This is a genomic window from Acidobacterium sp. S8 (assembly GCF_009765985.1).
Lineage (GTDB): Bacteria > Acidobacteriota > Terriglobia > Terriglobales > Acidobacteriaceae > Alloacidobacterium.
In genome coordinates, this window is the sequence record NZ_LMUM01000019.1 from 13,142 (window position 1) to 26,449 (window position 13,308).

Consider the following 13,308-nt stretch of genomic DNA (forward strand, 5'->3'; position numbering starts at 1 on the left):
AAGACCCCCGGAACCCCCCGCTAAACCATTGAAAACAAACAAAACGGGAAGCAGGGGGGAGGGGGGAGGGTCACAGGTGGATGGTGCCTCTGCTGATCGCAAATAAAGAAAGCCCGGCAACAATAATCCAGAGCACCAGTCCCTGCACCATGGGCCGCACGCCAACCTCTTTCAGCGTCTGCCGCGAAATGCCGCTGCCGATTAGAAAAAGCGTCACCGCAAGTCCAAGTTTTCCAAGCCGATACGCTTCGCCATAAGCCACATGTAGCTGCGGCAGATAGCTCGCCATCACAGCAGCAATGCAGAAATAGAGAATGAACCAGGGCAGATAAATCTGCGACTTGCTCTTTCTCACCGCCGCCGTTACCAGCGCAACCGGAACAATCCAGAGCGCGCGCGCCAGCTTCACAGTGGTTCCGATCGCCAGTGCCACCGTCCCATACTTGGCCGCCGCGCCCACAACCGAGCTGGTGTCATGAATCGCCAGCGCCGACCATAGACCGAACTGCGTCTGCGAAAGATGCATCGCAGCGCCGATGATAGGAAAGATCAGCAGCGCGACGGAATTGAGCACAAACACTGTCCCCAACGAGACCGCCATTTCCTCCTCGTTCGCCTCGGCCACAGGCCCGAGCGCAGCAATGGCGCTGCCTCCGCAGATGGCGGTCCCAGCGGCGATGAGGAACGACTGCGTCTTCTCGACCTTCAGAAGCCGCCCCAGCAGCCAGCCCAGACCCAGCGCAAAGGAGATGCCGATCGCGGTGTAAAGAAAGCCGGAGCGCCCCACCTTGACCACCTCGCCGAGATTCATGCCAAACCCCAGGCAGACCACCGAGGCCTGCAGCAGGAACTTCGCCAGCCGCTTGCTATCAAGGTGATACGGATGCGTCAACAGCAGGCCATACGCCAATCCCGCGCCCAGTGCCAGCGGCGGCGACAGCACCCCGGCGGCAGCCATGATAATACCCACGAAAAACAGATTCTTCTGCATACATCCTGAGCTTTTCACCCAGGTGCAGGGCGCGTCCAAGCGCGAATTGTGATGCGTGATTCGTTTTACTTATCGCCGGGAATGAGGCTTGCGCTTACCGGAAGGAACAGGATTCTGCGCCAGCGCAAATCGTTGAAACGCAGCAGCCACGCCTTCCGGCGCGGGTCCAAGTCTCCGAATAAGCGTGAGGTCGCGGTGGAGCTCAAAACCCTCCACCCGAATCGGAACCACCGTACCAAGCCGTACCGCTTTGCCAATCGCCCATTGGGAAACGAAGCCGAGACCAAGCCCAGCTTCCACACCGGAAACAATCGCTTCAGTCGAATCTAGCGCCATGCGAATCTGCAGTTTGTTCGCTGACAAACCAATCTTCTTGAGCGCCTGTTCCACCACATGCCGAGACCCCGAGCCCTGCTCACGCAGCAGCAATGGCACCTCGGCAAGCGCACTGAGAGGAACGCTGCCCATCCCGCTCCACTCATGGCTCGCGGGAGCAATGAGCACCATCCGGTCGTCGAGGAACTTCTCAACATGCACTTCCTTGCTGCGCGGAGGCCCCTCGATCATGCCCAGCATCACCGAATCACGCAGCAGCAGGGCGACAATCTCTTCGGTATTGCCGCTCACAACCGAGAGCGTGACTTTGGGGTTGTCCTTGAGAAAGACACCAAGCATGCGCGGCAGAATATACTGCGCCACGGTAGTAGAAGCGCCCAGCCGCAGCTCGCCGCTTACCTCGCCATCGAGCTTCGATAGCGCAGCGCGGGCCTCGTCCAGAACGCGAACCGACCGCTCCGCGTACTTAAGCAGCAATCTGCCCGCTGGCGTAAGCGAGGTACGCGTTCCGCTGCGGTCAAACAGACGGCAACCCAGCTCTTCCTCAAGCGCATGAATATGCTGGCTCACAGCCGGCTGGCTCAGGTGCAGGAACTCCGACGCCTTGCGAAAGCTGGCCTGTTCGGCCACGGCGCGAAAGACCGTCAATCTGAAGTTTTCCATCCTGCAGCCACATTACAGAACAAAAGCCCTGGAGAAAACTCCAGGGCTTCTTAAAACCGCGTCATTCTGAGGGCCGAAGGGAGAGCCTGTCTTGAGCGTAACTGAAGGAAAGAATCCCAAGTCAAGCTTGTTGGAGATTCTTCGCCTGCGGCTCAGAATGACCTGAGCCTTGACGCTTAAACAGTGACAGCCTTCGCCGTTTCCTGCGAGGAAGCAGCAGCAACCGAATTCGGCTTCGATTCGGAAGAACCGCCCTTTTCATTGCCTGGCTTACGAATGTCGATGCCGCCCTTGAAGAACGCGCCGTCCTCAATCGAGATGCGCTGCGCAACAACGTCGCCCGACAACGAACCTTCGCTGCGGATATCGACGCGATCGCTGGCATTGACGTTGCCGCGTACCTTGCCGAGCACAACGATTTCACGAGCCGAGATATTCGCCGTCACCTGACCGTTACGGCCCACAGTGACGCGGTTTCCGGGCAGATTGATGGAGCCCTCGACCTTGCCGTCAATGTAGAGCGATTCGGAGCCGGTGACCTCGCCCTTGATGATCAGGCTCTTGCCGATCGTCGCCTGATCTGAGGTAGCCGAAGAAGACGCTGTTGCCGGTGCGCTGCTGCTGGTGCTGCGCGCTGCGGGTTCAAAGCTGGGGGTAGCGGGGGCGGCCGGTCGCACTGGCTCGCTCGGGTTTGGCGAAGAGTTTCCGGTCTGATTTGGTTTCCACATCTGCTTGGTATTTCCTTTCTTCTCCACTTAGATCATTTCCGGGTGGAACTCACGGGAATCCCTCGCCCGTTCCTGGCTGTTCCGCTGGGAAATGTCGATCCTGATCCCTTCGAGGGCTGCTTGCACTCTCGATTCCGCGCAGTCAGGGCTGCTGTTTGCATCTTAAACACTGACGCTTGAAAATTGCACCCTATTCGCAAATCTTTTCTGCGCAGGTGTGTCTTGATATGGTTCAAAGAGGGATAGCTATTCCCTTGAGTCCATCCTATGACTGACCGTGAACTGATCCGCCACATCGAGCGCTCTGCCGGTCAGCGTGCTGGCTACAAACAACTTGTACGCGAATTCGGTCTCGGCGGCGGCCGCGAGCGCCGCCTTTTGCTCGAACATCTGGCGCGGTTGACCGCACGCGGCGACCTGGTGAAATTAGATCGCGATTTCTGGGGGATTCCGCGGGCCGTTGCCGCACGCGACAATCTCCTCGCCGGACGTCTCGATCTGCACCGCGACGGCTTCGGCTTCGTTCGCCCCACGGACAGGGCAAAAAACGGCGACGACGATATTTTCATCCCCCCCAATGAGATAAGCGGCGCCATGCAGGGCGATCAGGTCCTTGTGGAGCTGGCCGCGCCGCGCGCCGATGGCCGCCGGCTCGGACGCATCGCCCGCGTGTTGACGCGCAAAAATCCCACCGTCGTCGGGACGTTCCAATATGCGCGCAGCGAAAAGGCGCAGGGACATACTGTCCGCCCATTCGACGAGCGTATAACGCAGCCCATCCTCATTCCTTTCGGGCAGGAACTGCCTTCGCCCGAATCGGCCACAAGCAGCCCGCACCGCGTTCTCGGCGAAGAAGCGAAGCGGCAGCAATTTGATGACCTCGAAGGATTAGTTGTTGACGTCGAAATTACTGAATGGCCCACGCCTATTCGAGCGGCGCGTGGGCGTGTAATCGAAATTCTGGGCGATGAAGATGCCTTCGGCGTCGACGTGGAAATCGTCATCCGCAAGCACCATTTGCCGCACGTCTTCCCTGACAATGTCCTCAAGGAAGCCCGCGACGTGGCCTTCCTCGATGCTGAAATCATTGCCCAACGCCGCGACTTCCGCGATCTGCCGATTGTGACCATCGACGGCGAAACCGCGCGTGACTTCGACGACGCTGTGCTTGTGCGCGAGAACGGAGACGGCACCTTCGAGCTGCAGGTGCATATCGCCGACGTGGCGCAGTATGTCACTCCCGGAACGTCGCTCGATCTCGAAGCGCGTCTGCGCGGCAACTCTGTTTATTTTCCCGATCGCGCCATCCCCATGCTGCCGCAGGAGCTGTCGACCGATATCTGCAGCCTGCGTCCTGACGAAGACCGGCTGGTACTCTCATGCCTCATGCGCATCGACGCGCAAGGCGATGTGCTCGATTACGAAGTGACCGAAGGCGTGATCCGCTCGTCGCGACGCATGACCTACACGCAGGTCCACAAAATTCTAGATGGCGACGAGACTGTTCGCGGTGAGTTCGCAGACTTTGTACCCGAGTTCGAGCGCATGCACCAGCTTGCGCTCATCCTGAATAAGAAGCGCGAGCGGCGCGGATCGATTGATTTCGATCTCCCCGAGCCGATCATCGAGTTCGACGAATTCGGCGCAATGAAAAGCGTCACGCGTTCGGAGCGCAACTGGGCCCACCGGCTGATCGAGGAATTCATGCTGGCGGCCAACGAATGCGTTGCTTCGTGGATCGAGAGCCTTGGCGTCGACTCCATCTACCGCATCCACGAGCAGCCGGAGCCGCGCCGCATTGTGGAATTTGAAGAGACGGCGGCGACCTTTGGTTATTCGCTCGGCATCGGTAACCTGCCGGTGCGTAAGTTTGAGATGAAGTCTGACCGCCGCGAGCAGCATCGACGTGGAGGCCGCAATCCGCGCCAGCATGAAGTGCCGGAGAACATCCCCATCACGCCTCGCATGTATCAGAAGCTGACGGCAAAGATTGCAGGCCGGCCGGAGGAGCGCATCCTCTCTTACCTGATGCTGCGCTCGCTCAAGCAGGCGCGCTACAGCGAGCAGAACGAAGGCCACTTCGCGCTGGCCGCTTCCTCTTACACACATTTCACTTCGCCGATCCGGCGCTATCCCGACCTGATCGTGCACCGCATCGCCAAGGCGCTGCTGGCCGCAGGCATCAGCGGAGAAGGAAGGCTCGTCTCCGGCGAACCACACGCAAAACATGGTGCAACATGGAACCAGTTCCGCGCGCCTCGTCCGAAGGCGAAGATGGAATCGCCCATCCCCGAAACAGAGCTGGCCGCCATCTCGCAGGAGTCAAGTGAAAACGAGCGCCGCGCCGCCGACGCCGAGCGCGAACTGGTCGAGTGGAAGAAGACGAAGTTCATGCGCGAGCGCGTAGGCGAAGACTTTAGCGGCATGATCCTGAGCGCGACCAAGTACGGCCTCTTCGTCGAGCTCGACGATCTCTTTGTCGAAGGGCTCGTCCCCATCCAGAGCCTTGGCCAGCTCGACGGCGACTACTACACCTTTCGCGAAAACACTCGCCAGATCATAGGCGAGCGCTGGGGGCGGAAGTTCACCTTCGGCCAACGAGTGCGCGTCGTGCTTGACCGTGTAGATGCCGTCGAGCGCAGATTGCAATTTTCCATTCTCGAAGCGGAATCCACAGACAAGACGCAGCCAAAACGTCCTGGCAAAGCCAATCCTAATAAGAACCAGGCACCCGCGCCAGCATGGACCAATCAGAAGTCAAGCAAACAGAAAAAGCAAAAACGCAGCATGCAGCAGCAGGGCAAGAAGACGAAAAAGTTCGCAGGCAAAAAGAAACGACGCAAGTAAACAAGTAAATGCGGGTGCCCTAGGTTCGCGCAGCTAACCTGGGCGTGAATATCCTGGCGTCCCGAATATCACGCTATCGTCAATGCCTCGGCTGGTCTCTAATTTGCATACCAAGACACAGGCCACCGGCCTGCTTACAATAGAAGCGAAAGGTAATTTTCGACACGATGGCACATATGGTGTTTTGTTCGCGCTACAAACAAGAGCTGGAGGGCCTGGAAGAGCCGCCCTTTGACAGCGATTTCGGCAACAAGATCTATCACAACGTCTCAAAAAAGGCATGGCAGGAGTGGCTGGAGCACCAGAAGATGCTGCTCAACGAATACCGCCTGCAGCCCTGGACGCCTCAGGCGCAGGAGTTCCTCGTCGAACAGATGGAGCGCTACTTCTTCGGCGAAGGGTCGGAGCTGCCCAAGGAATACGTCCCGCCATCGCACTAGAACTGCCGGAGACAAGATCTGCAATGAGCGAAAAGCAAGCTGTTTCTACGAAGAGCGCGCCGGCGGCCATTGGGCCCTATTCGCAGGCCGTGCGCGTCGGCGACTTTCTCTATACCTCGGGCCAGGTTGGGCTTGATCCGGCCTCGGGAGCGCTGGTTGAAGGCGGCATTGAAGCGCAGACGACCCGCGTGCTCGAAAACCTGAAAGCGGTGCTCGAAGCAGCCGGAATCGGCTTTGAAAACGTGATTAAAACCACCGTTTTTCTCAAAAACATGGGCGATTTTGCAGCCATGAACGCCATTTACGCGCAATATTTAGCGCCCGAAGGCGTTGTCGCTCCAGCTCGTTCGACGGTCGAAGTGGCCCGGCTGCCCAAGGATGGTCTGGTCGAGATCGAAGTCATTGCGAGAATGTAACCGAACAGGCCATTTTCCATCTAATAACAGTGGGGCAGACATATGGCTGATACGAAGGTAGAAAAGGTTCAAAAGACAGAAGAAGAATGGCGTAAGCTGCTGACGCCAGAGCAGTTCCACGTCACGCGGGAAAAGGGTACGGAGCCTGCCTTTACCGGCAAGCTCTATTACAACCACGACGACGGCATCTACCGTTGTGTAGCCTGCGGAACGGAGCTCTTCACTTCCGACAAGAAATTCGAATCGGGTAGCGGCTGGCCCAGTTTCTGGCTGCCGGTGCGTCCCGACGCCGTGGAAACGCATGAAGACAACGCCTACGGCATGAAACGCGTAGAAGTGACCTGCGCCACCTGCGGCGCGCATCTGGGCCATGTATTTCCAGACGGGCCGCAGCCAACGGGATTGCGCTACTGCATCAATTCCGCGTCACTCGATTTCGAAAAGAAGCAGTAAGAAAATCTTATGAGGCGCAGGCGTTTGCGGATAATCGCAACCTGCGCCTTTCTTATTTTTACCGCTGCCTGCGGATTTTTCCTGCGCGGACAGTTTCATGGTGATCCTCCATGGCGGCATCCTGTCGCCTCTTCGCAAACAATTCACATCAGCAACACGGTGATTCAGGTCGATTTCGGACCCGGCTCCCCTGATCTTCCAAAATCTACAATTTTGCACTGGGTTGAGAACGCGGCCAGCTCTGTCGCGACATACTACGGGCGATTCCCAGTAGCGCGCGATCGCGTGTTGATTGAATTTGCGCCGGGACAGGGCATTCTGCGCGGAACGAGCTGGGGCGATGTCGGTGGCTCTCCCGCTTTTCACCGTCTCGTGCTGGGAGAACAGACAACGCAGCGCGATCTCGATGACGACTGGGAGATGACGCACGAGTTCGTGCATTCTGCGTTTCCCTCAGTCGATGACGACCACTCCTGGATCGAGGAGGGTTTGGCCACCTACATTGAGCCGATTGCGCGCGTGCAGCGCGGCTTCCTGCCCGCGGAGAGAATATGGTCCGACATGATGCACGATATGCCCAAGGGCGATCCGGGCAGCTCTGACCACGGCCTTGATCGTACGCACACCTGGGGGCGCACTTACTGGGGCGGCGCGCAGTTCTGCCTGCTGGCCGATGTCACCATCCGCGAGCAGACCCGTAACCAGAAAGGCTTGCAGGACGCGCTGCGGGCTATCGTCTCCGCTGGCGGCACCATCGACAAAGACTGGCCGCTCGAAAAAGCATTTGAGGCCGGCGACCATGCGACCGGGACGCATGTGCTCATCAATCTTTACGACTCAATGCGCGATACGCCGAAACCCGTCGATCTCGACGAGCTATGGCGCAAGCTTGGCGTAGTCCATTCAAGCGATGGCATTCGTTTTGACGACCATGCGCCTGAGGCGGACATCCGCAAGGCCATCACCCGCACTCCGGCTACGGGCGTGATTCGGCCCCAGCCGTGATTTAGTGGCTGACAGGCGTCAGACCCAACTCCTGCACGTACCCAGCATTCACGCGGCTATTTGCGAATTGAATTTTCTTAAGCAGATCGTCGAAGGCTTCCTGCGCTACTTCTGGTGAGGGACGTGCCGCGATGCGTTTCTCCGCGTTTCCAGTGCCGGGACCCATCTTCGCGAAGGTGATGATCTCGTCCCAGTGCGCGGGCCGGTCGAAGGTAACGACAGACGAGGTCGCGTCCATCTTCTTGTATGGCCAGAAGCACCAGCCTACGTGATTGGCTTCGAGCGTCTTAGTGAAGGCAGCGATCCACTCGTCCTTGTTCTCGCCCGATTCGCCGAGCCAGATGGGCACATGGTACTTGTCGCGGAAGTCGAGATACTCCTGTATTACGCTGACATCGGTGGGCGACCAGTATTTATGCAGCGTGTACATCACGTTCGAATCGAAGGGCTGCCCGAAGACTTTGAAGTTCGAGTCCCATTGCGCGCCGCCGAGGATGACGACATGGTTGCGATCGACTGACCGGACAGCAGCCACCAGCTTGCGATAGACCGGCTCCAGATCCTTGTTGTACTGCTGCAGCTGCGGATAATGCGGGATCGGCTCATTCAGCAGGTCATAGCCGAGAACGATGGGCTCATTGCGATAATGCGCGGCAATTCTGCGCCAGATGGCGGCGGTATGCGCCTGCGCTTCTTCGCTGCGATAGAGCCACGGGTATCCCCAGCTGTCGTCGATATTCGTGCCGGTCTGGCCACCGGGAGCGCAGTGCAGATCGAGGATGACGTAGATGTTGTCTTTTCGCGCCCAGGCGATGAGGCGGTCGAGCAGGCGGAAGCCGTCGGCGTTGTCGCTGTCAAAGAACTTCCAATGCAGCGGCACTCGCACGGAGTTGAATCCGCTCTTCTTCAGCAGATCGATATCGGCTTCAGTGATGTAGCTCTCGCGCCACTGCTTCCAGAAAGCGTCGGCCTTCTCAGGGCCGATGAGTTCGTAACTCAGCTCTTCAATTTCGTGCGTCGATTGTGGGCCGCCATCGAAGTGGAACATGTAGCCTTCCGGCTCAAACCAGTTGCCAAGATTAATGCCGCGCAGCATCAGCGTCTGGCCGCTCGCAGTCACCAGGTCCGGGCCCTTCGTGTGTACAAAGCCGCGTTGTGCGAAGAGAAGAGGAGAAGCGAGAAGAAAAATGCAGAGAGAGATTCTTTTGATTGTGTTCATCGTGGCGACCAAAGCATATACCACGAGGCAATCGAGTGTCTGTAGCTTATCGTTGCGCGCAGGCAATGCGCGGGATTCCCTGCAAGTCGTTAATGAAGCTGACATTGGTCCAACCTGAGAGCAATTGCGCAAGAGCTTCGCGCTGCCCCTGCCCGATCTCCATCAACAACCAGCCGCCCGGCTTCAGCGCGAGCTGCGCCTGCGGAATCAAGCGCTCGTAAATGTCGAGTCCCGATGGCCCGGCAAAAAGTGCGAAAGCAGGCTCATAGTCGCGCACCTGCGGTTCAAGCGTCGCACGATCAGCTTCGGCAACGTAAGGCGGATTCGAGACGATGGCATCGAATGACTCACCTGCGACCGCGCTCAGCAGATCGGACTTGAGAAAGCGTACGCGGTCAGCGACTTGATGTGTCTCAGCGTTGCGTCGCGCTATGGCAAGCGCAGCTTCTGAAATATCAAGCGCCGTCACCTGAGCATCACGCAGAGTATGAGCCAGCGCAATTGCAATAGCTCCGGAACCAGTGCCGATATCCGCGATGGTCAACGGCATGTCGTGCGGGACGCGAGCCAGCAGAGCTTCGACGAGATGCTCTGTTTCCGGGCGCGGAATCAGCACGTCCGGTGTAACGGCGAATGACAAGCCATAGAACTCCTGCTCACCGAGAATGTACTGGATTGGTTCATGAATTGCGCGGCGGCGCAGCCACTCGTCATACTGAGCGGCCTGATCTTCGGTAAGAATCGCATCCGGGTGTGTCAGCAGAAATGTCCGGTCGCGCCCGATGAGACGCAGAAGGAGCAGTTCGGCGTCGCGATGCGGTTGCAAGCTGACGTCTTCGAGGGCCTTCGTTCCCTGCGCTAAAGCTTGACGTAATGAAAGCTGAGTGTTCATCAGATAAGAACAAGGAGTCATTCTGACCCTGAACTTAGTGAAGGGGAAGAATCCAGAGACCATTTCGTTTCCGATTGCTGATTCAGGTTTCTCAAAGAAACCTACATGGTTCGTAGCTACTGCAGACAACCTCTGGATTCTTCGCTTCGCTCAGAATGACTCCTCTATAACGGAATAGATTACGCAGTCGAAGCACTATCACTGAATCATGCGGCGCTGGCGGTCTCCGCCTTCAACCGCTCCGCATTGAAATGCGACGTCAGAGCGTCAATCACCGGCTGCAGCCTGCCTTCCATGACGTCCGCAAGCTGATGAATCGTCAGTCCGATGCGGTGATCGGTCAAGCGATTCTGTGGAAAGTTATACGTGCGAATCTTCTCGCTGCGATCGCCGGATCCGACCTGTTGCTTGCGTTCCTTGGCCAGTGCCTGCTGCTGCTTCTCCATCTCGATTTCATAGAGACGCGCACGCAACACGCGCATGCCTTTTTCGCGATTCTTGATCTGCGATTTCTCGTCCTGGCAGCTGACGACTGTGTTCGTCGGGATATGCGTGATACGGACAGCGGAGTAAGTCGTGTTCACAGATTGGCCGCCCGGTCCCGATGAACAGAACGTATCGATGCGCAGGTCCTTCGCTTCAATCTTCACATCCACGTCTTCAGCTTCCGGCAGCACGGCAACCGTGATCGCAGAAGTATGCACGCGACCCTGAGTTTCAGTCGCAGGTACGCGTTGCACGCGATGCACGCCGCTTTCGTACTTGAGTTGCGAATAAACCTTGTTGCCTTCAATGATGGCGATGACTTCCTTCAATCCGCCAACGGACGATTCAGAACTTGAAAGCACTTCCACCTTCCAGCGGTGCTGCTCCGCGAAACGCGAATACATGCGGAAAACTTCCGCCACAAAGAGCGACGCTTCATCACCGCCGGTGCCCGCGCGGATTTCAAGGATGACGTTCTTCTCGTCGTTCGGGTCCTTCGGAAGCAGAGCGAGTTTCAATCCTTCTTCGATCTTCGGCAGGCGCTCTTCGAGCTGCGTCAACTCTTCTTCCGCCATGGCGCGGATGTCTGCGTCCGTCTCATTCAGCATCGCCTTGGCGTCGGCAATGCCGGTCTGCACCTGCTGGTAGTCGCGATAGCTCTCGACCACTTCCTGCAGGTCGCGGTGCTGCTTGGCCAGCTTCTGATATTTCTGCTGGTCAGAGACGATCTCGGGCAAAGCAAGCTGCTCGCCTAATTCTTCATAACGGGCTGCGATCTGATCTAAACGCTCAAACATAATGATTTCTCGTGCGCTCTGCGCGGTTCGGTGTGAATTGTATAACGGAAAAAGGCAGACGAACGGTATGGGCGGCGGGACCCGCTAGAGAAGAGTGCCGATCTGGAGGCCAGAATGCATTGTCTTCATTTTACCGCGCTTTTTCGCTTAGAAAAAGACCTAAATGCAGTCCAACGCAGCATCTATAGTCGATGAGATGAGCGCCGACCTCGAAGGATTCGCGGAGCTGTGCCAGCGGCTTTCCGCCACCAGCAAGAAGCTCGAAAAGCGCTCCCTGATCGCTGATTACCTGAAGGCGCGCGCGACGGAGGATGCAGCGATCGCGGCCCTCTATCTTTCGGGCCAGCCATTTGCTGAAACCGACCGCCGCAACCTCAGCGTGGGCGGATCTTCGCTTTCGAAAGCCGTTTCGCAGCTCTCAGGCGCAGATCGCAACGCCATGTATGCGGCTTACCGACGCAACGGCGATCTGGGCGCAGCCGCTTTCGACTTGCTGTCTGGCAAGCATGCCGTTCAGCCTTCACTGACATTGAAAGATGTTGAGGCGGCTTTTGCCAATATCGCCTCCGCGAAAGGTTCCATCGCCAAACAGAAGCTCGTTCTCGATCTGCTGGGCAGCACCACGCCGCTCGAAGCGAAATACCTGATCAAGCTCATGACCGGCGACATGCGCATCGGCGTGAAGCAAAGCCTGGTGGAAGAGGCCATCGCGCACACTTATGGCGCCCTGCCGGCTGAGGTGCGCCACGCGGTGATGCTGACCGGCAGCATTCCCGAGGCAACGGCGATGGCGGCCAGAGGGACACTTCATGAAGCGCGGATGCGCCTCTTTCACGCGCTCGGATTCATGCTCGCAAGCCCTGTAGCCAGCGTCGATGAAGCCATCGATCGTTTTCGCGAAGAGATTGTAGCCGAACACAGCGGCGTCTCCGAAGCACTTCCGGAAGAAGAGCGTCAGCCGCAGGAAGCAAACGTAACTCCGCAGCAGGCGCTGCGCGAGGCACAGCTTGAGGACAAATATGATGGCATGCGAGCCCAGCTCCATTGCGGCGATCCCTCGCAGCCCGGCCGCGTCGCGCTCTTCTCACGTAATCGCGAAGAGATTGGCGAGAGCTTCCCTGAAATCGTAGAGGCTTTCGAGCACGTACAGGAGGCAGCGATTCTGGATGGAGAGATCGTCGCCTGGAATCCGAGCGAGCAGCGTGCGCTGCCCTTTACCTCTCTGCAGCAGCGTCTGGGACGCAAGAGTGTATCGCGTGAGATGCGCGAGCGCACGCCGGTCGTTTTCGTCGCCTTCGATCTGCCGTATCGCGGGGAAGAACTGCTGCTTGAGCGTCCTTTGAGCGAGCGCCGCAACGCGCTTGAATCCTTTGTCTCAGAATATGCGGCGGCAACTGGCGGCCGCGCCCTGCGCGGCCAGACAGATCTCTTCGACGATGGCACGGCCAACGCCTTTCCGCGATTGATTCTCGCGCCGGCTGTTCGGCTTGAAAGTGCACAGCAGCTCGACCGCGCTTACACTAAAGCACGCGAGCGCGGCAACGAAGGCGTGATGCTGAAGGCGCTGCACAGCATCTATCAGCCGGGCCGGCGTGGCCTGGCATGGCTCAAGCTGAAGCGAGAATTGGCCACGCTCGACGTGGTTGTCACCGGCGCGGAATACGGCCATGGACGCCGCGTTGGGGTGTTGAGCGATTACACCTTTGCCGTAATGGATGGCGACGAGCTGAAAAACATTGGCAAGGCTTACTCCGGTCTCACAGATGCAGAGATCGACGAGCTGACGAAGTTTTTCAAGCAGCACACGCTTGAAGATCATGGCGGGTTCCGCACCGTCGAGCCGCTGGTAGTGCTCGAAGTCGCCTTCAACAACATCATGCGCTCCGAACGTCACAATAGCGGCTTCGCGCTGCGCTTCCCGCGTATTCTGCGTATCCGGGACGATAAGCCGGTCAGTGAAATCGATACGTTAGAGCGCGCAGAAGAGATTTACAACGGTCAGCCGGACAAGCCTGCAGAGGAGAGTTGAGTTCCC

The 13,308-nt window shown here is 58.0% G+C and carries 12 protein-coding genes; 6 read left to right on the forward strand and 6 right to left on the reverse strand.

All coding sequences use genetic code 11. The features are described from left to right. Window positions 1–70: 70 nt before the first annotated feature. The 3 genes from GSQ86_RS06690 to GSQ86_RS06700 all read right to left on the reverse strand — a co-directional run bounded on the left by GSQ86_RS06690 (window position 71) and on the right by GSQ86_RS06700 (window position 2,718). A complete protein-coding gene (locus GSQ86_RS06690; protein ID WP_158749189.1) occupies window positions 71–991 on the reverse strand; it encodes a YeiH family protein in 921 nt (306 codons plus the stop codon). A 69-nt stretch (window positions 992–1,060) separates the two neighbouring features. After that, complete coding sequence (locus tag GSQ86_RS06695; RefSeq protein WP_158749190.1) at window positions 1,061–1,975, reverse strand: LysR family transcriptional regulator; 915 nt, start codon at window positions 1,973–1,975, stop codon at window positions 1,061–1,063. 191 nt (window positions 1,976–2,166) lie between these two features. Continuing rightward, window positions 2,167–2,718, reverse strand: a complete 552-nt coding sequence (locus tag GSQ86_RS06700; RefSeq protein ID WP_158749191.1) for a polymer-forming cytoskeletal protein — start codon at window positions 2,716–2,718, stop codon at window positions 2,167–2,169. A 267-nt stretch (window positions 2,719–2,985) separates the two neighbouring features. Here GSQ86_RS06700 and GSQ86_RS06705 point away from each other — a divergent pair, with 267 nt between their 5' ends. From GSQ86_RS06705 to GSQ86_RS06725, 5 genes are all read left to right on the forward strand, one after another. Continuing rightward, window positions 2,986–5,565, forward strand: a complete 2,580-nt coding sequence (locus GSQ86_RS06705; protein ID WP_158749192.1) for a ribonuclease R family protein — start codon at window positions 2,986–2,988, stop codon at window positions 5,563–5,565. 167 nt (window positions 5,566–5,732) lie between these two features. After that, window positions 5,733–6,005 carry an oxidative damage protection protein gene (locus tag GSQ86_RS06710; RefSeq protein ID WP_158749193.1) on the forward strand — a complete coding sequence of 91 codons (273 nt, stop codon included), beginning with the start codon at window positions 5,733–5,735 and terminating at the stop codon, window positions 6,003–6,005. A 23-nt stretch (window positions 6,006–6,028) separates the two neighbouring features. Beyond that, window positions 6,029–6,421, forward strand: coding sequence for a RidA family protein (locus GSQ86_RS06715; RefSeq protein ID WP_158749194.1), 393 nt, complete (start codon window positions 6,029–6,031; stop codon window positions 6,419–6,421). Window positions 6,422–6,463: 42 nt separating this feature from the next. Further along, entirely contained in the window at window positions 6,464–6,874 is a 411-nt protein-coding gene (msrB, locus tag GSQ86_RS06720) for a peptide-methionine (R)-S-oxide reductase MsrB (protein WP_158749195.1), read from the forward strand. Window positions 6,875–6,883: 9 nt separating this feature from the next. Continuing rightward, complete coding sequence (locus tag GSQ86_RS06725; protein WP_158749196.1) at window positions 6,884–7,879, forward strand: hypothetical protein; 996 nt, start codon at window positions 6,884–6,886, stop codon at window positions 7,877–7,879. A gap of 1 nt (window position 7,880) precedes the next feature. Here GSQ86_RS06725 and GSQ86_RS06730 read toward each other — a convergent pair whose 3' ends face one another. The 3 genes from GSQ86_RS06730 to prfA all read right to left on the reverse strand — a co-directional run bounded on the left by GSQ86_RS06730 (window position 7,881) and on the right by prfA (window position 11,273). Next, the gene (locus GSQ86_RS06730; protein ID WP_254062200.1) at window positions 7,881–8,999 is read right to left on the reverse strand and encodes a glycoside hydrolase family 5 protein; all 1,119 of its coding nucleotides are present in this window, start codon (window positions 8,997–8,999) and stop codon (window positions 7,881–7,883) included. Window positions 9,000–9,144: 145 nt separating this feature from the next. Beyond that, window positions 9,145–10,011 (reverse strand): peptide chain release factor N(5)-glutamine methyltransferase, encoded by an 867-nt coding sequence (gene prmC / locus GSQ86_RS06735; RefSeq protein WP_158749198.1) that lies wholly within the window; start codon window positions 10,009–10,011, stop codon window positions 9,145–9,147. Between the two features lie 185 nt (window positions 10,012–10,196). Then, the gene (gene prfA, locus GSQ86_RS06740; RefSeq protein ID WP_158749199.1) at window positions 10,197–11,273 is read right to left on the reverse strand and encodes a peptide chain release factor 1; all 1,077 of its coding nucleotides are present in this window, start codon (window positions 11,271–11,273) and stop codon (window positions 10,197–10,199) included. A 163-nt stretch (window positions 11,274–11,436) separates the two neighbouring features. Here prfA and GSQ86_RS06745 point away from each other — a divergent pair, with 163 nt between their 5' ends. After that, a complete protein-coding gene (locus GSQ86_RS06745) occupies window positions 11,437–13,302 on the forward strand; it encodes an ATP-dependent DNA ligase (RefSeq protein WP_254062201.1) in 1,866 nt (621 codons plus the stop codon). Window positions 13,303–13,308: the final 6 nt, after the last annotated feature.

What these genes read in the sequence shown, in the direction of transcription:
- GSQ86_RS06690 (WP_158749189.1), bottom strand. Translation starts at nt 991, where the DNA reads ATGCAGAAGAATCTGTTTTTCGTGGGTATTATCATGGCTGCCGCCGGG.
- GSQ86_RS06700 (WP_158749191.1), bottom strand. Translation starts at nt 2,718, where the DNA reads ATGTGGAAACCAAATCAGACCGGAAACTCTTCGCCAAACCCGAGCGAG.
- GSQ86_RS06705 (WP_158749192.1), top strand. Translation starts at nt 2,986, where the DNA reads ATGACTGACCGTGAACTGATCCGCCACATCGAGCGCTCTGCCGGTCAG.
- GSQ86_RS06710 (WP_158749193.1), top strand. Translation starts at nt 5,733, where the DNA reads ATGGCACATATGGTGTTTTGTTCGCGCTACAAACAAGAGCTGGAGGGC.
- GSQ86_RS06715 (WP_158749194.1), top strand. Translation starts at nt 6,029, where the DNA reads ATGAGCGAAAAGCAAGCTGTTTCTACGAAGAGCGCGCCGGCGGCCATT.
- msrB (WP_158749195.1), top strand. Translation starts at nt 6,464, where the DNA reads ATGGCTGATACGAAGGTAGAAAAGGTTCAAAAGACAGAAGAAGAATGG.
- GSQ86_RS06725 (WP_158749196.1), top strand. Translation starts at nt 6,884, where the DNA reads ATGAGGCGCAGGCGTTTGCGGATAATCGCAACCTGCGCCTTTCTTATT.
- prmC (WP_158749198.1), bottom strand. Translation starts at nt 10,011, where the DNA reads ATGACTCCTTGTTCTTATCTGATGAACACTCAGCTTTCATTACGTCAA.
- prfA (WP_158749199.1), bottom strand. Translation starts at nt 11,273, where the DNA reads ATGTTTGAGCGTTTAGATCAGATCGCAGCCCGTTATGAAGAATTAGGC.
- GSQ86_RS06745 (WP_254062201.1), top strand. Translation starts at nt 11,437, where the DNA reads ATGCAGTCCAACGCAGCATCTATAGTCGATGAGATGAGCGCCGACCTC.